An 18,760-nucleotide genomic window follows, 5' to 3' on the forward strand; every position below is an offset into this window, starting at 1 on the left:
GATCGTCAGACGCACCAGCCTACTCGCCCTCGGTCGCGGTCACCATTCCTTCGCCCTCGTGCGTGGAAGAATCGCTCTCAAAGTGCGGAAGCTGCGCCATACATACCCTCTACTGCTGATCGCTCACCCGGGAGTACCCGTCGGCGGCAAGCTTACCCGAATTCGACCCGCCCGAAGACGAATTACCGTCCGGATCATCCGGCGGAATACGGCACAGGTACTGCGCCCAAATACCCATCGCTAAAAGCGCTGCGGCGCCCACAAGGTTCGCGCCCGTCACCCACAAAACGCCCGTCACCCCGCGCGCACTCACCAGCGAAAGCTGATAGATGAGAAGCCCCAGCATCCACCCGGTGAGAGAGGCACCCGTGAGAATTGAGCCCTGCGCGTACGCCAGCACCCGGGCAGCCGCCACCGGGTTCATGTTTTTCGCTTTCGCGCGGGTTTCAATATTGCGCCAGCGGGCCACCTGAAACCCCAGCCACAGGGCGCCGCCGCCCATGCACAGGCACACCACGATCACCACCGGCGACATCACAATCTCACCGCCGCCGGAGCTCACAAGCATGCTGTTCACAGCAACGGCAGCTATCACTCCCAGCGCCGCGCACAGCAGAATAATCCGCAGAGGGATAGGCTTCATAGACCCTCACTTTCATCTCTAGGCGGCGACTCTCCTTAGTTAAGGGTAGCCCGTCTGAGGGGGTTCAGGCTTCCTCCGGCATAAAATTCATGGGCCGCAGCAGTTTGACAGCATTAACGTTGGCGTGCGAGTCAGCCGCACTCACCTCACGCGCCAGCTCCGCAACCGCCCTATTAGCCCAGCCGGATGCGGTGCGCACCATCAGCTGCGCCTGCGGGTTTGCCTGCTCCCACGGAACCAGCACGAAAGCACGCTCATGCGCACGTGGATGCGGCAGCGTCAGAACCGGGTCGTCGCTGACGAGGTCGTCATAGGTAATAACGTCAATATCGAGAGTGCGCGGGCCCCATCGCACAAGCCGCACCCGGTGATGATGCGCCTCCACCTGCTGGCACAGCACTAACAGCGCGTAGGGGTCAAGGCTTGTGCGCACTTCAAGGATGGCGTTGATATAGTCCGGCTGGTCGGCGGGACCGCCTACCGGTTCCGTCACATACAGCCCGGAGGCGCCTACTAGCCGCACTGCACCCCCGCTAAGATGCACGAGGTCGGCGGCGGCCTGCTCTAGGGTGGTTTCGCTCTCGCCCAGGTTTGACCCCAGGGCCAGCACCGCCGTATGCGCTAACGCGTCCATGCCGGGCGCGTGGTGCGATTGGTTCGTGTTCGGTACATTACCCACGCGCGCCTGCACCCTTTCCGCCCTGAGACTGCGTGCCTTCGCGCTCCCGGAATACGGTCACTGCCACGTTCCCGAAGGTCACCTCAATCGGGGCCTTCGGTTTGTTGACGGTCACCTCAAGCGCATGCACATATGCGCATTCGTCCAGAACGTTCTGGGCGATACGCACGGCAAGAGTCTCAATCAGATCGAGGGACTCCCCCACAATATGCGTGCGGATAATCTCGGCAACTTCCGCATAGTTCGTGGTTTGGGCGAGGTCATCGGTTGCGGCAGCCTGCGTGAAGTCGGTGTATAAAACCGTATCTACGATGAAGGGCTGACCTTCACGTTTCTCAAAATCAAGCGCTCCATGAAACCCCACGGCGGCAACACCGGTCAGGGTAATACGGTCGCAGGAGGCATAAGCGTGGGCTTGGTTTGGCATGGTGTTCCTTAGCTGATGTGAATACTGGTACATAATTTTAGGTCTGTTTGGTGCGGATAACAGTGCGTAAAGTATTCGCTACGGTCACGGCATCCACCGTGGGGGGCACATTGTGCACCCGAACCCCCCACACTCCCTGGGCCGCCACGAGTGCAGAGAGAGCGGCGGATGCGGCATCACGGTCTTCGGGGGCGCGTGCTGGCGGCATTTGGTCGGGCGCGGTGTTCGCGCCCGCGGCGGGGTTCTGGGTTTTGGTGCGCGCCGCATCCGCCGCGTTCAGCGCATTCGCCAGAAAACGTTTACGTGAACCGGCGATTAGTACCCGGTGCCCCAGCGCGTGCAGCTGCCCAAGGGCGGCGAGCAGTTCCCAATCCTGCATACCGCCCTTCGCAAACCCCAGCCCGGGGTCAAGAATAATGTTCTCGCCATGAACACCGGCGGCAACTAGGCGATCACGCAGGGCGGCAAGCTCGTCCAGCACCTCGGTGACGGTACCGCGCGGGTAGGCGGCGAGCGCATCCATTGTGGTTGAGGTGCCGCGCGCGTGCATCAGAATATAGGGTACGCCCAGCTCGGCGACGGTCTGTATCATCTCATCGCTCACGCTCATGCCTGAAACGTCGTTAATGATGTGCGCCCCGGCGGCTACGGCGGCGCGGGCGGTCGCTGCGTTCATGGTGTCTACGCTGATGGTGATACCGGTTTCGGCAAGCCCCTCGATCACGGGCAGAATACGCCGAAGTTCCTCCTCAACACTGATGCGCACCGCACCGGGCCGGGTGGATTCGCCGCCCACATCAATAATGTCTGCGCCCTGGGCGATCATGCGCTGCGCGTGGGCGAGAGCGTCGTTCGCGGTGTAGTGTTCACCGCCGTCGCTGAAAGAATCGGGGGTGACATTCAGGATTCCCATCACCAGGGTTCGCTCTGCGGCTGCGGCGTCGCAGGGCAGGTGTGCGGGGGGCTGCGGGCTCATCATTGCGTGCATGATTCAATCCTAACGGATGCGCACCAACCGCCCCCCGCTTTCAGCTATCATGCGAGAAGCGGATGCAGCCGACCACCTCTATCGGCATAATATCCGCCTCTCGCGGCCTAAACAAGCGCTTAATCGTTGATTTCTGCGGGCTTATTCTCGCCCCAGCCGAGCGCCAAAACCACTACCAGCCCCAGGGCAATAAACCCGGTCATGAGGGTTTCCCCGAACGCAAGCCAGCGTAGCGGCCCGTCAATGAGCACAACAGCGATCAGCCCCGCAATAGCGAATAGAGCTAAAACCCAGGCGCCGGTCTTCATAGTCACAGCATTCTCCCTTGTACGTACACATGTGATGCGCACCCCGGCGCGGTTAGCGGAAAACCCGCGCCGGGCGCGAATAATCCCAGCATACTCTCACCGCAGAAACAACAAAACTAAATCCGTATAAATCATGCAATTATTAAGCACTGATGACGGCCCCGGGCACGGTGATTTATTCGGCATCTTGGGGCCTTTCATTTTATGGCAGCTTGGGAAGGCGGATCTTCACATCCGTTAGGATTAAGCCATGCCGGATGCCTTCACAATTCGACCCGCCGCCCCTAACGATGCGCAAGAAGTAGCGCGCATCCGTGTTCTGGGGTGGCGGTTCGCTTATCAGGGTTTGGTACCGCAGGGTTACCTTGATTCGCTCAACGTCGCGGAAGACACCGAGCGGATGTGCGGGTACCTCAGTCAGCTTCCCCAAAACTTGCCGCCCAATAATATAGCGTCCGTGCAGGGACCGAACGACGGTGAAAAACGGTCGTTTATGCTCGCGGTACGCGACGATGCGGTGCTAGGGTTCTGCCATTTCAGTGCGGCACCCAACAATGCTGACCGCCCCGGAAGGACTACTCCGGGCGGGGAGATGGTCGGAAGACTCCACTCGCTTTATGTGGGTCCGGATGCCCTCGGCCAGGGTATTGGACACGCCCTCATGAACCATGCGCTCAGCACCTTTACCGCGTGGGGATGCAAGCGCGCGCATCTCTGGGTTTTAGAGGGAAATTCCCGCGCCAGCAGCTTCTACGAGCGGCAGGGCTGGCAGCTAACGGGTGAAACAAAGGTAGACCGGTCCTTTGGGCCGGAGCTACATGAGCAGGAAATGGCTATCTGCCTCTAAGCTGTGCCCGCCCTTATTGGCGTAACTTGCTCACTGTGGCTATATCGCCGATTATTTCCAGCGATTTTGCCGAGCCTGCCAAGGTGGTCTCTTGGTGGATAGATTCTCTATCTGCGAGAGATCGCTGCAAATCCTGAAGAGTATCGCGCATAGCTTTTGCGACATCTGCAGGGTTGTGCCAATCGCCATTGTTAGCTTGTAGCTGCTCATCAGCATTTATGCGACGGGTTTGATAAAACAGGTGAGGGTACACACGATATAGAGAACTCTTACCAGCTCCATTAACGCCAGCAACAATAATATACTGTGGGCTTACCGTACTATATTACAAACTTTTCTTCAGCAATAATCCGCCGCTGACGCGACTGCAAACTATAGTTGAACAACGCCAAATAGAATTCCCGTTTCTCAGGATTTTCTTCAGCACGGAACAGCTCGTGAAACACCTCAGGAGCTGACACCTGAATATAACCGTACAGCTCATCTAGCTTCTGATTCATAAGACCTCCTTGATCGCGTGCCTAAAACACCTCTAAAGTGCCCTTTATTCGACCCCTAGGCCCCTATTTCCTATAGCCCCATCCCTGGACGCCGATCACCATACCCGCGTTTAGGCCGGTACGGCTGCTGCGGGGTCTGGCGCTGCTGGTTTTTCTGCGGTTGGCCCTGAGGTGATGGGGCATACCCTTTCTTCACCTCACCTATTTTCGAGCGCATCTGCCGCATTACGGTGCTCGTCTCGGACGGTGCGGAAACCTCCGGCTCGCGCCTAGTAGCTATCGCCTGAAAAACAGGAACCAGTGATCCCGGCACCACCTCATACTTACCCAAGTCGGGGCCGCTCAACATAGACGCCATATTCCAGTCTTTAGGGCTCACACGCGAATAGTCCAAATCGAACTTAGAGTTCTGCGCCACATGGTCCATAAAAACCCGTGACGTTCGGCCGTTTCCCTCCCGAAAAGGGTGCGCCTGGTTCAGGTTCGCAAAAACTGCGGCGGCTGCGTGGCTGAACTCGTCACGATCTAGCTGGGCCCAGTCAGTTGTGGTAACAATGTGGTGCGTTGTGTTGAGATACCGGTCTATTTCTCCCCCGTTCACGCTTGCGAACGGGACAAACCGCCCACCCTTAAACATGTTCTGTGTGCGGTAATCCCCAGCCCACTCATACACATCCTGAAAAAGGTACCTATGGATAGCGCGCACATGGTCAGCATCATAGGTGTGCTCAATGAGGGAGGGGTCAGTTTTCAGCTGTCGATTACGTAAATCTGTAGCCGCGTACTCATAGGCTGCTAAATCACGCGGGTTCAGAATCCCCTTAAGATTCCTTAACGTCTCATTATTGGGTGGTGGGTAGAAGTAGGATTCCCAGCTGTCAAAGACTGTCACGACAATTTCTCTACTTTATTCTCGGGTTCAAGGCCACGCGCTTTTTCCAGTGCTCGCCGGAGGTATTCTTCCTCACTGATGGCACCGCATGCTTCATCCACTAAATTTTCGACCTCTTGACGATCTGGCCTACGACCTTCAAGCCAGGAACTCGCCAAGGTTTGTATTACTGAGCGGCGCTGCGCGGGGTCAAGCCTGTCAAAAAGATCAGGCCACCGCTTATCAAGATCAAACATATCGCTCTGAGACATCAGCACTCCCCCAACACCTATCTTCTACCTACCTCATTTTACGCGAAAGCTCAGGGAGAAGATTAGGCGCATCGCCTGGATGCGCGGGTTGTTACGTTCGTGAGCTGCCCGCACACCTGCACCCTTAGCCGCTGTACACCATAAATACCCCCGCATCTCACGTTCCTATTGTTTAGTCGCGTGAGGGGTTTATAGCGGGAAGGGGGGTGAGGGTCGGATGTCGAAGGACAAACGCGAAACCGCCCGGATGATCGTGCGGCTTGGAACCACCCATGCACACGCGGGGCAGACCGTTGCTGACGTGTTCCGCGGATAACGTAGATGGAACCACCCATGCACACGCGGGGCAGACACTCTGACCTGTGGAAAGCAGGCCGTGAATTCGGAACCACCCATGCACACGCGGGGCAGACTCAAAATTCCTGAGATGGTCACTGATGAGAGGGGAACCACCCATGCACACGCGGGGCAGACGCAGCCTCGTAGTTGGTGCCTGCGGTCTGGAAGGAACCACCCATGCACACGCGGGGCAGACAAATTGCTATAGTTTTGGCGGCAGCGGCGACCGGAACCACCCATGCACACGCGGGGCAGACGCCGCCCGGCCCCCCAGGAACCTTAGCCTCTAGGAACCACCCATGCACACGCGGGGCAGACTCCGAAGCGCCCTGGTTGCTGGCCGTTGATGAGGAACCACCCATGCACACGCGGGGCAGACGCATTGAGCGCCAAATCCCAAGCGGGCTTTATGGAACCACCCATGCACACGCGGGGCAGACGCTTGCTGACTAGGTATAACGTCCGCATGTCTGCAAAACTCTATTCAGTTGCGTGCATAATGCAATGGATGGGTAGACGATTACTCATCTACGGTGACCCTCTACGATGACTCGCAGGTGGTCTTGACGCTTCTACAGTCTTAGCACCCCGAAGAGCGCCTCGACTTCCACGTCCGTTTAGACTCTCCCCATCTTCTGAGGCGAGTTTTTCGTCAAAAAGCCTCTGCGCCTCACGGCAAATATTGACGGCCGCATTAAAATCACGATCCATCATATTCCCACAGTACACACAGTCGAAGACACGGTCGCGCAGAGTCAGCTTGGTTTTCGCTTTCCTCCCGCACTCCGAACACGTCTGCGACGAAGCAAAATAACGGTTAACCTTCTCAAACGCAGAACCATACCAGACAGCCTTATACTCCAACTGGTTACGGAACACGCCGAATGCCGCATCCAAAACTACCCGGTTCAAACCAGACTTTTGGGCAACATTCTTCCCCGGATTCTCAACCGTCCCCTTCGCAGAGGCGGTCATACCGGAAACATTCAAATCTTCAAACCCTACCAGGGTATACCCGGTAGCAAGTTTTTTCGTCAGCTGATGCAGATTCGACTCACGACGCAACGCCGTCATATGGTGCAACCGAGCTATCTGCTTCACTAAACGGGAACGTCGATTCGACCCTTTCTGAGAACGTGCTAGAGCACGCTGTAGCTTACGCAGCCGTCGCGAGCTTGTCCCACTCCAGCGCGGGTTCTCAAGGCTAGGCAGTCCTTCGACAAATTTTAGATTCGGGAAACGTTGTGGAGCCTCAGAATCTGAAAGTGACGCCAGGTACTTAACTCCCAAATCAACACCTACAGAACCAGCAGCACGAGCACGCTTTGTTGCAGAACGACGTATAGGCTCCGAAAACTTCACTAAGAAAGATACATACCAGCGGTCAGCATTACGGGAGACCGTATAGCTACGAATCTTAGCGCCAGCTGCAACCGCTTTCACTAGTGGCTTGGTCGAGTTAAAGGTGCGTATAGTACCTAGATAAGATAACCGCACATGACGATAGTCTGTAATCTTACGTCGCCCCTGCTTGTAGGCAGGTTCCCCTCGCAGATACGCGGCGCCGTAAGCGCCCATCTTTTCCTTTTCCTTCGCTGCTGGAACCGTAAAAGAATCCCGCGAAACACCTTTCTTCTTGAAACGCGGTGTACCCACCAAACGCCCAGCGCGTTTACCCATACGGGAATCCCAGAAATTGTCCCAAGCATCACTCGCATTTTGCAGACCGCTCACCAGCACCCTGCGATTTACGGTGTGAAGCCACGGATTAGCCGATCGCTCCGTCTCTTGGTTCCACACAACTGACGGATCTTCGCCATTTTTGATACGGAGAGCAGCATCTTTATGACGATCTCTTTCAGGTGTTAAGTACTGGGTGCTAAACGCTCCATATTTTAACTGCTTATAGCGTTTATCTTCTTTGGCAAGCGCTTTAAGTTCTTTTTTAATATCTGCGTCGGAGATACCCTCGTCATGGCGTTTCTTCCAATAATCATCACGAAGTCTATTCACTTCTGAGTTATATGCGGTGAGCATATTGTATGTATACCGAGCCGCACCGACTGCCTGATAGAGAGCGGTAGTCTGAGCTTGATTTGGGTCAAGACGGAACTTATACGCTCGAAGTTTTTCTCTATCCTTATCCTTCTTATCAGTAGTAGCCATAAGTTCCTCCTTCCTCAGACCATACCTCAGAACTCACTCCCTAATAGTAAAGGATTTTTAGGGTGTGTGCCCTCCACATCGTCACATACTCCGAAGATGCCCACCCATGTTTTATATTCCGACACAGCTGGGATTACCAACCCACCAAAGTTTGACGCGGGCAGGTAAGGTGTGTCCGAAAGGCTCGGAGCACCTCACCTGCCCGCGTATGAGCGAAGCAGCTGGGTCGAAAGCTACTGCTTCGAGAAGATCAGGCTCATCGCCTCGGCACGAGTTGCCGCGTTCTTAAGCTGCCCGCGCACCGCACTCGTGACGGTTTTCGCACCGGGTTTGCGCACACCGCGCATCGACATGCACATATGCTCGGCCTCAACCACAACGATCGCACCGCGCGGGTTTAAGTGCTCCTCCAGCGCCTCCACCACCTGCGTAGTCAGCCGCTCCTGCACCTGGGGGCGACGCGCATACACCTCAAGCACCCGCGCCAGCTTGCTCAGCCCCGTCACCTTGCCGTCAGCCCCAGGAATATACCCAACATGCGCCACCCCGTGGAAAGGCACCAAGTGATGCTCACACGTGGAATAGAACGGGATATCCTTCACCAGCACCATCTCGGAATGGGCAATATCGAAGGTCGTACCCAGCACATCGGCCGGGTCGGCGTGCAGACCCGAGAAAAACTCCTCGTAGGCGCGAGCCACTCTCGCCGGGGTGTCCTGCAAACCGTCACGATCCGGGTCTTCACCAATTGCCAGCAGGATTTCCCGCACCGCCGCCTCAATGCGCGGCTTATCCACAGCCGAGCCGTTAGCCTCGCTCATCTGAGCCTCCGTGGGGGTTCTGCCGGTTCGGACCGTTCTGTCCGGGGCGGTTCTGCGGGTTGTACGGGCTGCGGTACGGGGGCTGCTGAGACACCCCGCCCCGGCCCTGTCCACGCTGCGGGGGGATGGCCACGGTCGGGTCTTCTTCCGGTGAGCTATCCGGCCCGGGGGTGTCTGCTGGCGCGGTTGAAGTCACCGGCGTGTCGCCTGCTGCCGCCTGTTTGGTGGGGGCGGTGGGAGGCTCCTGGGCAGAGCCGGTAAGTTCCTGCTGCTTCTGCTGTGCTTCCGCTTGGGCTTTGAGCTCGCTCGGGGCTTTCACCGGCGGAATGTCGGTGCGTTCGCGGCCTTCCTTGGAGTACCAGTGCTCGCGTTCAGGGCGCTTACGCACATCCTTGAAAATCTCCGCGATCTCGTTCTCCAGCAGGGTCTCTTTCTCCAGCAGGGCGAACGCCAGGCGGTCAAGCACATCGCGGTTTTCCACGAGAATCTGGAAAGCCTCATCATGAGCTTCTTCCAGAAGTTTACGCACCTCGGTGTCGATCTTGTAGGCGGTCGCGTCAGAGTAGTTACGTGCCGCCGAAGGGTCGCCGCCCATGAACGGTTCGGTGTCGTCGCTGCCGAGCTTCACCGACCCCAGCAGGGCGCTCATACCGTAGTCGGTCACCATCTTGCGCGCGGTATCGCTCGCCTTCTGAATATCGTTCGCAGCCCCCGTGGAAGGATCGTGGAATACGATTTCCTCAGCCGCACGGCCACCCATCGCATAGGCCATCTGGTCCAGCAGCTCGTGGCGTGTGGTCGAGTACTTATCATCCTGCGGCATTACCATCGTGTAACCCAGTGCACGGCCACGCGGCAGAATCGTAATCTTGGTAACCGGCGCGGAGTTGCGCAGGGCGGCAGCCACAAGTGCGTGACCGCCCTCATGGTACGCAGTCACCTTACGCTCGTGCTCATTCATGATGCGCGAAGCACGCTGCGGGCCCGCCATCACACGGTCGATAGCCTCATCAATAGCGCGGTCATCAATCACGTTGCCGTTATCGCGGGCGGTCAGCAGGGCCGCCTCGTTCATCACATTCGCCAAATCTGCACCCGTGAAACCGGGGGTACGTTTAGCGACCTGCCCCAAATCGACGCGACGGTCGATCGGCTTACCGGCGGCGTGCACCTCAAGGATGCGCTGGCGGCCCTTCATATCGGGCGCATCCACACCGATCTGGCGATCGAAACGCCCCGGACGCAGCAGGGCGGGGTCGAGCACATCCGGGCGGTTAGTCGCGGCAATCACAATCACGCTGGAGTTGCCGTCGAAGCCGTCCATCTCAACAAGCAGCTGGTTAAGGGTCTGCTCTCGCTCGTCGTTGCCGCCGCCCATGCCGACGCCGCGGCGGCGACCGACAGCGTCGATCTCGTCCACGAAGACGATCGCAGCGGGGTTAGACTTCGCTTCCTTGAACAGGTCACGCACACGGGATGCACCCACACCCACGAACATCTCCACAAAGTCAGAACCGGAAATCGAGTAGAACGGCACCCCGGCCTCGCCCGCAACAGCTTTCGCGAGCAGGGTTTTACCGGTGCCGGGAGGGCCGTACAGCAGCACACCCTTAGGGATCTTAGCGCCTAGCCGGGTGAACTTTTCGGGTTCTGCAAGGAACTCGCGCACCTCTTCAAGCTCGGCCAGTGCCTCATCAACACCGGCAACATCGGAGAAACGCACGGTCGGGTTGTCTTTGTTGAACTTTTTCGCGCGCGACTTTGAGAACGACAGCACCGATGAGCCGCCGCCAATGCGCCCAGCCATGAACCAGAAGAATAAACCAAAAATCAGCAGAGGCGCGAACAGGGAGAGGAGAGAACCGAAGAAATTACTCTCCACCGGCTGGTCCGTGTAGCTTTCCAGCCCGGCACCGTTCATGGCGTTCACTACGTCATGGGCGCGCGGTTGCACATAGTAGAACTTGACGGTTTTACCGTAGTTATCCCTGCCCTGCTTGTAGTCCTCATGCAGCTGCAGGTCTACGCGCTGGTCGCCATCATAAATTTTTGCGCTTTTGACCTTGTGCTCGTTTAACAGCTGAATACCCACGTTCGTATCAACCTGCCGGCTCCCCGAGCCGAAGGTTGACGGCGCGAAAATCGCGACAAGAATGAGGGCACCAACAATCACCCACAACCATGGGGTGAAGATCAGCTTATTAAGCCAGCCGTCCCGATTCTCAGGGGAATTATTGGGTTTTTGCGCCAACGCTTAATCCTTACATGTGCTAGGGCTGCCGTGTACGCGCCACAGCATACCGGAGCATTCCGTGACGGTAAAAAGATGCAACTTTAAATGTACCGTACCCCCGTCAAGGAACGCCCGCATCAGCGGCAGTTCCCCTCAAGGCTAAAAGGGCTCGGGGATGGGGTATGCGCACAAACACGAAATCTAATTTCCGCCATTCTTGAAGAGCACGCGGGTCGAACTCTAACTCATAGCTCATCAAGGGAGACCTTTACCCCTGGCTGCGGATTGGCTAAGCGGTGACGCACAGTTTCAAGAAGCTCTGCGTGCAGACATAAGCGTGCCCGCGCATCCAGAATTTCATTAGGATGCGCGGGCACCAAAAGCTCTTGTGCGCACGCCGCACACGATCAGGGTTTAGGAGTATACGTGCGGGTGCAGGGTCGCCACGCAGTCCAGGTTGCGGTACTTCTCAGCGAAATCAAGCCCGTAACCAACCACGAATTCGGGGTCGATATCCCAGCCCACATATTTGACCTCTACGTCGGTCTTAACCGCCTTCGGCTTGCGCAGCAGGGCGCAGATTTCAACGGATGCGGCGCCGCGGGACATCAGGTTCTGCTGCAGCCACGCCAGCGTCAGCCCGGAATCAATAATGTCTTCAACAATCAGCACGTTCCGACCGGTCAGATCGGTATCAAGGTCTTTGAGGATACGAACCACACCTGAGGATTTCGTGCCGGACCCATACGAGGAAACCGCCATCCAGTCCATCGTGTAGTGCCCCTTGAGCGCGCGGGACAGGTCTGCCATCACCATAATGGCACCCTTGAGAACCCCCACAAGGAGCACGTCTTTGCCTTCGTAATCTTCGTCGATGCGCGCCGCCAACTCGGCAACTTTCGCATTAATCTCTTCCTTGGTGAAGAGTACGTTCTTCAGATCGTCCTGCACGTCTTGAGCCTGCACGGATTCTTCTTTCTCGCCGGGGCGTCTTCACGCCGCACCCGCCCGGAGGTTGCACCCCAAGGTGGGTATATTTTCTTGGTTCGCTTTAAGTATTACTTAAACCCTACTGGTTAAGCACACCTCGCCAAACACGCCAAGTACCAGGGCTTGGCTGGTAGGGCCACCGTCAGCAAAGTGTAAGGTATAACCACTCATGATCTTCAGGGTGTACAAATTCCCCAACCTCCGCAGCGAAAAGCCTTACCTGGGCGGGGCCGATGAGCCACTCACAAGGCGCTTCGCCCCAGAAGCACGAGCGCATCCACGCGGGTGCCGGTGCGGGGGTCTTGTACCCTACGGCGGCGGTAGGCACTCACATGCCCGGGCAGCTGCACTGGACCGGCGGTGGCGTGCTCGGCGACGAACTGGTCAAGCGCCTGCAGCCGCTCAAACCCGGGGTTCTCCCCCTGCGCGGCGCGGGTCGCCAGGGCGAGCACGCGCATCCGAAGGGCAGGGTGCAGTGCTGCCGTTTCCGCACGGTTCAGGGCAATAACTGTGGGAGCAGGTTTCTCAGAGACAGCCTCCGTGGAGTGGTCGCCGGGCACCGTATCAGCCCCGGGAATATCCGACAGATGAACCCCGTTGGGCAGCTTCAGGCGGGCGTACTCGGCCGCGGCGAGCGCATCCAAATATTCGGCATCAGGCCCGGCAACTGCAGCGGTTCGCGCCAGGGAGAGTGCCACATCCCCGCCAAGATGCTCTTGCAGGAACGGCAGGATAGTGTGCCGAATACGCGCGCGCATGAGCGTCTGGTCGGTGTTGGTGGGGTCGTTCCAGGGGGCGGCACCTTCGGCTTCGCAAACATTCAGCATGTCGGCGCGGCGCAGCGCGAGGAAGGGGCGCAGGTAAGTGACCCCGTTTTCGATGCGCACGGGCGGCATTCCTGCGAGGGAGCGTGTGCCCGAACCGCGCCCAAGCCCCAGGAGCACGGTTTCCGCCTGGTCGTCAAGGGTGTGACCCAGCAGAACAGCCCGTGCGCCGGTATTATGCACCGCGCGTTCTAAGGCGCCGTACCGGGCGGTTCGCGCCGCCATTTCGGGGCCCATGGTGCCCTGCGGAACCTGCACGCGCTCCGTGAGCACAGGGTGCAGCCCTAGGTTCGTGAGGGTTTCTGCGGTGGATGCGGCAACCTCGGCGGAGTCGGCTTGCAGTCCGTGATCGACCACGACGGCGCCCACACGCACATCGGAACGACGCGCAAAATGCGCAGCAATGCAGGCGAGCGCGAGCGAATCTGGCCCACCGCTGCATGCAACCAGCACGAGGGGTTTCTCGGTTTCTGCGCCCTGCTGCGATACGGTCGAGTCTCGCCGCGCACGCCCGGTCCCCTTGATGGTGCCTTCACCCAGCAGGTTCGTCAGCGCGCGAGCCAGTTCCCGGCGAGCCTTCCCCACCCCCGGATGCAGCCGCCCCTGCCGTCCATGTTGCATGTGTTGTCCTTCTCTGTTGTACATGCCGCTACGACAAAATCTATTCGCAAATCCCTTTGATCCTCGCGGCAGACGCAGCAGCGAATTACGCATTATCAAGCACGCCGGTATATTGAGATGTCGCGCGGTTTTGTCGCATAACCCGCCCTGGGACTACTCGGTGGTTTCTCCATGTTTAACCGCACTGGTCACCTCTGACCCCTCATCCAGCACGCGCTTCATCCAGGCGTCCGGGTTGTGAATCTCCCGCTCGGTCGGCAGGTTCTCGGGCCGCTCCCACACGACGTTGAAGCGTTCCATGCCGACCGCATCCACAATATGCTGCACGAACTTCTGCCCATCGCGGTACTGCGCGGCTTTGCGGTGCAGCCCAAGCAGGCGCGAAATGAGGCGGGTTACGAGTTTCTGCGTCTCGGAGCGCCGGTTGAACCGGCGGCGAATTGTTTTGACGGTCGGCACTATCTCGGCGTCAACGGCATCCATGATCACGTTCGCGTGCCCCTCCAGGAGGCTCATGACGGCAGTGATCTCGCTGGCGATCTGTTTGGCACGGGCGGGTGTTTTTGCCAGGGCGGCAAGCTGCTCACCAATTTGCGGCTCGTTATCAGCCTCATCGGTGCGGGCGCCTTTGGAGGCGACGAGCGCGTCTTTAATGCTCAAGCCTGTGCTCACGCTATCACCAAGCTGCGCGATCTTGTTCAGGAAGTAGTCACGCAGCCACGGCGCGGCGGCGAACTGCACCCGGTGCGTCTGCTCGTGCAGGCACACCCACAGACGGAAATCTTCGGGCTCAACATTGAGCTCTTTTTCAACCGCCAGAATATTCGGTGCCACCAGCATCAGACGCCCGCCCGCAGCACCATACCCGGCGAGTGCCGCATACGGCTCGTACTGTCCGAGCACGCGGGTTGAAAGGTACGCAAGGATACTGCCGACTTCGGTGGCGATACCGTACCTGGTGATGCTGAGCGCGGCAGGGTTTTTCTGCCTTATTTTTTCCAGCGGGGCACGTAAGACGGGTTCGAGCATGACCGAGAACGCCTGCGCGTTAGCTTTCGCCCAGGTGCTGCGGTCGGTCACGAGCACCTGCGAGTCGCGTAGGTTGTGAGCAGCTTCAAGCCCGGTGATGCGATGCACGTGATCGACGGACACTTCGGCTGCGGCGCGGATAGATTCTACCGCCTGCCGCATCTTGTCGGGGGCGATGCGCGGCCCGGCGGGTGCTAGGGTGCCTACAATTTTGGTGACTGCCTCGGGGTTCAACAGGTCTTGGATGCTGTTCTCACTCATATGCACAGTGTAGTTGCCGCCGCTGGTTGCGGCGGTGCTGGTGCCAACAGTTTCACGGCGAGCGTGTTTTTCTCAGGAAGCAACAACACGCCCCGCTCCCCTAACAATGGTGAGCAAGAAAACTGAACTCGGGGGTAGGAAAATCTTATCTGCTCACAGGTTAGCCTATTGAGCGCACGCCCGAGGCATCATAGATACTTCTCAAGTTCCCACCGACGATGGCTCAATTCCCGTTCCACCCCATACCGTTGTGAGCCGGTAAACGGTAGCCGGTCCCACAACACTCCAGCTGCCGCTTTCAGAGCGGTTTTGTGCAGAGACCGCTGCATCTTTTCGGGGATTCCTGCGCAGTGAGCAAGTGCATCCCAATCGCGTTTCTTCAAGTTTTTAACACGTGAATTTACGCTGAGCGCCATATCGTCTTTGAAATAAACCCACGAATTTGGCACATCATACATGGGAGAGACATGCCACCCTTTCTCTGGTGTTTTGAGCAGAGAAATATTTTTGGCGTGCAAATCCCCATTACCGGTAAGCCAGGCATATAGAAATTGCACATATATATTACGGGCAGCAAGCGCAGGGGATGCCGCGCGTTCTGACACTGCTGTCAGAAGAGATTCACTGGTAACGTCACCGTCTGCACTATATTTGGCGGCGGGAGGAATATCAAGAATCTGAGCTGCGTCTTCCAAAGCATAACGTTCCCCTTGAGGGCCACGATCAAACCGCGAGATGAGAAGCCCTGGTGTATTCTCCCGATCATAGATGAGAGTGCTCTGAGCCACAGGGATTTTGAGGTTGGAGGCGGCACGTAAATGTTCATACTCGTTTTCGACTAGGTAAGGTATACGCTCAGGGCTTACCTTCAGAAGAGCTTCTTCACTGCGCCAATTCACGGGCAGAGTCCGCATTAAAGTACTTACGCGGGCACTGAATTTTGTCTGCACACCAGGTAAACTTTTACGATCTATAACTCCCATTAGGTCGTGAAATGATACTGTTTCAACATCCTCGACAAGCGTGGCAGGAACTTCTTGAGGGGGCTTCCCCTCGGGAACAATCTGAACGTCCCCTGGCACATCAGATCCCAGAGCTAACAGAAGAGTTAACTCATTGCTTTTGCTGGTTTTTAGGCTCGCTGCAAGGGCGTTCAGGCGGTATCCCTCCGGCAAGAGATTAGTAAAGAAATTAGGAAGAGTGCTCTGAGGTGTCACCCGCTCTATGCCTAAAGGTAAAGACCAAGCAAGAGGTTCACCTGTATATCCCGGCAAGTAAGCGAAGTGAACAGAATAATCACTGTGCCGTGTGAGCCGCGCGGCTAGATGTCCCGCTTTATAGATGTCTGCCCTGAGGAGCTCGCGATTAAGCATGATCTGCACCTTCTACAACGAGGTATATACCCAGCACTTCAGCGGTTTTGAGCACAGACCCAAAAGATGGTCCCGATTTACCACGTTCAATATCACGAATCGTTTTATCGCTTACACCCACCATATAGGAAAGTTCCAGCTGGGTCAGCCGTTCTTCCTTACGGATGCGCCGCACTCGCTGCCCGAAGTTCTGAGCAAACTCTTCTGCGTGGAAAGCCATCGTGTGTGCGGCGTGATGGCCGCAGCCCCCTTAAAAATACGAATAATAGTTCGGTTTTTAAGAATTTTACACCACGAGAAGACTAAAAATACAGTAAATCCGAACTATTCTTCGGAAAAATGCAAGGTGTGGCAAATGGAAAACACCCGCACAAAAGCAGGAGCGGAAATCTGCAGCGGGCGTGCCCTTTAGCGACTGCAGATTTCCGCCCCCGAAGTTATGAGGAACGCGCGTGAGACCTAGTGGCACTCTGCGGCGAAGCGGTCGATTGCCTCCTGAACCATCTTCTCCGCGGCAGGCAAATCATCCCAACCTTCACCCTTGACCCATTTGCCGGGTTCCAGGTCCTTGTAGCGTTCGAAGAAGTGTTGAATCTCGGCTTTGAGCTGCTCGGGCACGTCCGCCAGGGTTTTAATGTGGTCGTAGCGCTTATCTGAGGGCACGCACAGCACCTTCGCGTCACCACCGGCTTCGTCGGTCATATTGAACACGGCCACGGGGCGCGCCTCAACAATCACACCGGGCAGAACGTCAACATCAATCATGACCATCGCATCCAGCGGATCCCCGTCTTCGCCGAGGGTATTCTCAAAGTAGCCGTATGCGGTGGGGTACTGCATTGAGGTAAATAGCACACGGTCCAGGCGCAGGCGGCCGGTTTCGTGGTCTATTTCGTATTTCACGCGCGAGCCGCTGGGGATTTCAATGGTGACGTCGAGTTCCATGGGAACCTCTCTCTTACTGTGTTCTTGCTGTTTTCCGTCACGCTCGGTGCGCCGGAATCGTACCTATTGTACCGCGCGCGTTATGCTCTAAAGATGCGCTTTCGTCAAACACTCCGTTCACACCCTACCCGCCGCACCGTTCTTTTTTCCCTTGTGCCGCTGGCAGCCCTGGCGGCATGCGCCCGTGAGGAGCAGCCCGAACAGTCGCCTCAAAACACCGCGGAGTCGGCTGCCCCTGAGGCCTCCGCCGCTGCCCCGGAGTTTCCTCAGCTGCAGAAGCTTTTAGCGGATCGTGCCGGGGCGCATCGTTCGGCACTGGTCACACACACCGACGGGAACATAGTGTACGGCGAGGGCGAGAACGAGCCGCGTGCGGCCGCATCAGCTATGAAGGTTCTCACGTATCTGGCGTTGGCGCACAGCATAGATCTGGGGACGCGTTTTAAAACAAGTGTGGCGCGTAACGGAAACGAGCTTACTCTCATCGCGGGCGGGGATACGATGCTGGGCGCGGGTGACTCCAAAAAGGATGCAGTGAATGGTTATGCGGGGCTGGGGACGCTCGCGGGGGCGTGCGTTGAGAGCCTGCGGTCTGCCAAGACCGAAAAAGGTAAGTTCCCGGTCTTTCTGGATACCTCCATCTATACGGGTCCTGAACTGAACCCGGGGTGGGAGAAACCAGATATTGATTCCGGTCAAATAACCGGGATTTCGCCAATTGCGCTGGATTCTCACACTATTGCCGGCAAGTCTGGCCCCTACGGCACACCGGCACGGCCTACCGATGCGGCCTCGGCGGCGCAGCAGGCGTTTGTGGATGCACTAAATAAAGCGGGCGAACCGCATGGTTATTCGTTTGAGCGTAAAGATAAGCGGACTAAACCATCGGATGCCACCGAAATTGCCAGCGTCGAATCGGCGACGGCTCTTCAGCAAGCGCAGCACATGATGCTCGAATCCGATAATACCCTCGCTGAGGCGCTCACCCGGAACGCGGCGATCGCGGCGGGCCGGCAGGGCAGCGCTGAGGAGGCGCAGAAGCTGGTGCGTGAAAAAATTGAGGCCGCCGGGGTGACTACCGAGCATCTGAAACAGGCGGATGTGTGCGGGCTGTCCCTGGAGAATAGGGTGACGGCGCGCATGCTGGTTCAGGCGTTGGCCAAGCTGTTAGAGCATCCCCGGCACGAGGAGCTGCTGCAGGGGCTGCCGGTGGCGGGTAAAACCGGCACCCTCAAAGAACGTTTTACTGAGCCCGACGCTGTGGATGCGCGCGGGCATGTGCGGGCAAAAACCGGCACCCTGTTCACGGTGGTTGCGTTGGCGGGGTACACTACCCGCCCAGACGGTACGCGCCTTATATTTGCGCTGATTTTGAACGATACAGACAGCATCGGTGGGCTGCCGCAGGCGAAGAAGGTGGCAGATGCTGCCGCTGCGGTCATTAGCGACCGGGCGCCTAAGCCTTCCCCGTCCCCTTCGGATTCTTCGCACTCCGCTGGGGAGCACTCACCCTCTGAGTCCGCCAAGCCCGCAGAGTCCCCGAAGGCCACCGATACGTCCACCTCGAACGCTCCTGTTACGTTGGCGCCCGCTGGCGAACCGGCACCGACGGAGGGGAAGTAG

The 18,760-nt window shown here is 57.7% G+C and carries 20 protein-coding genes and 1 CRISPR repeat array; of the genes, 2 read left to right on the forward strand and 18 right to left on the reverse strand.

Translation table 11 applies throughout. From position 1 onward, the window contains the following. Positions 1-109 precede the first annotated feature (109 nt). The 5 genes from I6I94_RS05190 to I6I94_RS05210 form a co-directional block, all read right to left on the reverse strand. A complete protein-coding gene (locus I6I94_RS05190; protein WP_126854299.1) occupies positions 110-643 on the reverse strand; it encodes a DUF3180 domain-containing protein in 534 nt (177 codons plus the stop codon). A gap of 64 nt (positions 644-707) precedes the next feature. After that, positions 708-1,277 (reverse strand): 2-amino-4-hydroxy-6-hydroxymethyldihydropteridine diphosphokinase, encoded by a 570-nt coding sequence (gene folK / locus I6I94_RS05195; protein ID WP_128088170.1) that lies wholly within the window; start codon positions 1,275-1,277, stop codon positions 708-710. Between the two features lie 37 nt (positions 1,278-1,314). Further along, positions 1,315-1,749, reverse strand: coding sequence for a dihydroneopterin aldolase (folB, locus tag I6I94_RS05200; protein ID WP_128087373.1), 435 nt, complete (start codon positions 1,747-1,749; stop codon positions 1,315-1,317). A 37-nt stretch (positions 1,750-1,786) separates the two neighbouring features. Next, positions 1,787-2,737, reverse strand: a complete 951-nt coding sequence (gene folP / locus I6I94_RS05205; RefSeq protein ID WP_201620968.1) for a dihydropteroate synthase — start codon at positions 2,735-2,737, stop codon at positions 1,787-1,789. Between the two features lie 119 nt (positions 2,738-2,856). Continuing rightward, the gene (locus I6I94_RS05210; RefSeq protein WP_006888629.1) at positions 2,857-3,045 is read right to left on the reverse strand and encodes a hypothetical protein; all 189 of its coding nucleotides are present in this window, start codon (positions 3,043-3,045) and stop codon (positions 2,857-2,859) included. Positions 3,046-3,295: 250 nt separating this feature from the next. Here I6I94_RS05210 and I6I94_RS05215 point away from each other — a divergent pair, with 250 nt between their 5' ends. Then, a complete protein-coding gene (locus I6I94_RS05215) occupies positions 3,296-3,892 on the forward strand; it encodes a GNAT family N-acetyltransferase (protein WP_128087372.1) in 597 nt (198 codons plus the stop codon). 13 nt (positions 3,893-3,905) lie between these two features. Here the strand turns inward: I6I94_RS05215 and I6I94_RS05220 are convergent, their stop codons facing one another. The 13 genes from I6I94_RS05220 to ppa all read right to left on the reverse strand — a co-directional run bounded on the left by I6I94_RS05220 (position 3,906) and on the right by ppa (position 17,137). Continuing rightward, positions 3,906-4,145 carry a hypothetical protein gene (locus I6I94_RS05220; RefSeq protein ID WP_197702328.1) on the reverse strand — a complete coding sequence of 80 codons (240 nt, stop codon included), beginning with the start codon at positions 4,143-4,145 and terminating at the stop codon, positions 3,906-3,908. Positions 4,146-4,212: 67 nt separating this feature from the next. Continuing rightward, positions 4,213-4,392, reverse strand: a complete 180-nt coding sequence (locus I6I94_RS05225; RefSeq protein ID WP_128087370.1) for a transcriptional regulator — start codon at positions 4,390-4,392, stop codon at positions 4,213-4,215. Positions 4,393-4,462: 70 nt separating this feature from the next. Beyond that, positions 4,463-5,284, reverse strand: a complete 822-nt coding sequence (locus I6I94_RS05230; RefSeq protein ID WP_172425645.1) for a Fic/DOC family protein — start codon at positions 5,282-5,284, stop codon at positions 4,463-4,465. Beyond that, positions 5,281-5,535, reverse strand: coding sequence for an antitoxin VbhA family protein (locus I6I94_RS05235; protein WP_128087369.1), 255 nt, complete (start codon positions 5,533-5,535; stop codon positions 5,281-5,283). Before I6I94_RS05235 ends, I6I94_RS05230 begins: the two co-directional genes overlap by 4 nt. Before the next feature lie 262 nt (positions 5,536-5,797). Then, a CRISPR array of direct repeats spans positions 5,798-6,314; the repeat unit is 29 nt; unit sequence GGAACCACCCATGCACACGCGGGGCAGAC. An 88-nt stretch (positions 6,315-6,402) separates the two neighbouring features. Beyond that, positions 6,403-8,040 (reverse strand): RNA-guided endonuclease InsQ/TnpB family protein, encoded by a 1,638-nt coding sequence (locus I6I94_RS05240; RefSeq protein WP_128087368.1) that lies wholly within the window; start codon positions 8,038-8,040, stop codon positions 6,403-6,405. Between the two features lie 233 nt (positions 8,041-8,273). After that, entirely contained in the window at positions 8,274-8,861 is a 588-nt protein-coding gene (folE, locus tag I6I94_RS05245; RefSeq protein ID WP_201620969.1) for a GTP cyclohydrolase I FolE, read from the reverse strand. Continuing rightward, a complete protein-coding gene (gene ftsH / locus I6I94_RS05250) occupies positions 8,848-11,112 on the reverse strand; it encodes an ATP-dependent zinc metalloprotease FtsH (RefSeq protein WP_201620970.1) in 2,265 nt (754 codons plus the stop codon). Before ftsH ends, folE begins: the two co-directional genes overlap by 14 nt. Positions 11,113-11,508: 396 nt before the next feature. Then, positions 11,509-12,060, reverse strand: a complete 552-nt coding sequence (gene hpt / locus I6I94_RS05255) for a hypoxanthine phosphoribosyltransferase (RefSeq protein WP_006888433.1) — start codon at positions 12,058-12,060, stop codon at positions 11,509-11,511. A 266-nt stretch (positions 12,061-12,326) separates the two neighbouring features. Next, positions 12,327-13,529 (reverse strand): tRNA lysidine(34) synthetase TilS, encoded by a 1,203-nt coding sequence (gene tilS / locus I6I94_RS05260; RefSeq protein WP_201620971.1) that lies wholly within the window; start codon positions 13,527-13,529, stop codon positions 12,327-12,329. Between the two features lie 153 nt (positions 13,530-13,682). Beyond that, complete coding sequence (locus I6I94_RS05265) at positions 13,683-14,819, reverse strand: zinc-dependent metalloprotease (RefSeq protein ID WP_128087367.1); 1,137 nt, start codon at positions 14,817-14,819, stop codon at positions 13,683-13,685. A gap of 188 nt (positions 14,820-15,007) precedes the next feature. Continuing rightward, positions 15,008-16,192, reverse strand: coding sequence for a type II toxin-antitoxin system HipA family toxin (locus tag I6I94_RS05270; protein ID WP_201620972.1), 1,185 nt, complete (start codon positions 16,190-16,192; stop codon positions 15,008-15,010). After that, entirely contained in the window at positions 16,185-16,412 is a 228-nt protein-coding gene (locus tag I6I94_RS05275; RefSeq protein ID WP_128087364.1) for a helix-turn-helix transcriptional regulator, read from the reverse strand. The genes I6I94_RS05270 and I6I94_RS05275 overlap by 8 nt, the downstream gene beginning before the upstream one ends. A 239-nt stretch (positions 16,413-16,651) precedes the next feature. Beyond that, the gene (gene ppa / locus I6I94_RS05280; RefSeq protein ID WP_128087363.1) at positions 16,652-17,137 is read right to left on the reverse strand and encodes an inorganic diphosphatase; all 486 of its coding nucleotides are present in this window, start codon (positions 17,135-17,137) and stop codon (positions 16,652-16,654) included. A 93-nt stretch (positions 17,138-17,230) separates the two neighbouring features. On the opposite strand from ppa, the gene dacB reads away from it, so the two are divergent. Further along, a complete protein-coding gene (gene dacB, locus I6I94_RS05285) occupies positions 17,231-18,760 on the forward strand; it encodes a D-alanyl-D-alanine carboxypeptidase/D-alanyl-D-alanine endopeptidase (protein ID WP_201620973.1) in 1,530 nt (509 codons plus the stop codon).

The sequence above is a fragment of the Rothia aeria genome, from assembly GCF_016726365.1.
Lineage (GTDB): Bacteria > Actinomycetota > Actinomycetes > Actinomycetales > Micrococcaceae > Rothia > Rothia aeria.

Excerpts from the sequence above, each read along its gene's own strand:
- I6I94_RS05190 (WP_126854299.1), bottom strand. The coding sequence starts at position 643 with ATGAAGCCTATCCCTCTGCGGATTATTCTGCTGTGCGCGGCGCTGGGA.
- folK (WP_128088170.1), bottom strand. The coding sequence starts at position 1,277 with ATGGACGCGTTAGCGCATACGGCGGTGCTGGCCCTGGGGTCAAACCTG.
- folB (WP_128087373.1), bottom strand. The coding sequence starts at position 1,749 with ATGCCAAACCAAGCCCACGCTTATGCCTCCTGCGACCGTATTACCCTG.
- folP (WP_201620968.1), bottom strand. The coding sequence starts at position 2,737 with ATGCACGCAATGATGAGCCCGCAGCCCCCCGCACACCTGCCCTGCGAC.
- I6I94_RS05210 (WP_006888629.1), bottom strand. The coding sequence starts at position 3,045 with ATGAAGACCGGCGCCTGGGTTTTAGCTCTATTCGCTATTGCGGGGCTG.
- I6I94_RS05215 (WP_128087372.1), top strand. The coding sequence starts at position 3,296 with ATGCCGGATGCCTTCACAATTCGACCCGCCGCCCCTAACGATGCGCAA.
- I6I94_RS05225 (WP_128087370.1), bottom strand. The coding sequence starts at position 4,392 with ATGAATCAGAAGCTAGATGAGCTGTACGGTTATATTCAGGTGTCAGCT.
- I6I94_RS05235 (WP_128087369.1), bottom strand. The coding sequence starts at position 5,535 with ATGTCTCAGAGCGATATGTTTGATCTTGATAAGCGGTGGCCTGATCTT.
- I6I94_RS05240 (WP_128087368.1), bottom strand. The coding sequence starts at position 8,040 with ATGGCTACTACTGATAAGAAGGATAAGGATAGAGAAAAACTTCGAGCG.
- folE (WP_201620969.1), bottom strand. The coding sequence starts at position 8,861 with ATGAGCGAGGCTAACGGCTCGGCTGTGGATAAGCCGCGCATTGAGGCG.
- tilS (WP_201620971.1), bottom strand. The coding sequence starts at position 13,529 with ATGCAACATGGACGGCAGGGGCGGCTGCATCCGGGGGTGGGGAAGGCT.
- I6I94_RS05265 (WP_128087367.1), bottom strand. The coding sequence starts at position 14,819 with ATGAGTGAGAACAGCATCCAAGACCTGTTGAACCCCGAGGCAGTCACC.
- I6I94_RS05270 (WP_201620972.1), bottom strand. The coding sequence starts at position 16,192 with ATGCTTAATCGCGAGCTCCTCAGGGCAGACATCTATAAAGCGGGACAT.
- I6I94_RS05275 (WP_128087364.1), bottom strand. The coding sequence starts at position 16,412 with ATGGCTTTCCACGCAGAAGAGTTTGCTCAGAACTTCGGGCAGCGAGTG.
- ppa (WP_128087363.1), bottom strand. The coding sequence starts at position 17,137 with ATGGAACTCGACGTCACCATTGAAATCCCCAGCGGCTCGCGCGTGAAA.
- dacB (WP_201620973.1), top strand. The coding sequence starts at position 17,231 with ATGCGCTTTCGTCAAACACTCCGTTCACACCCTACCCGCCGCACCGTT.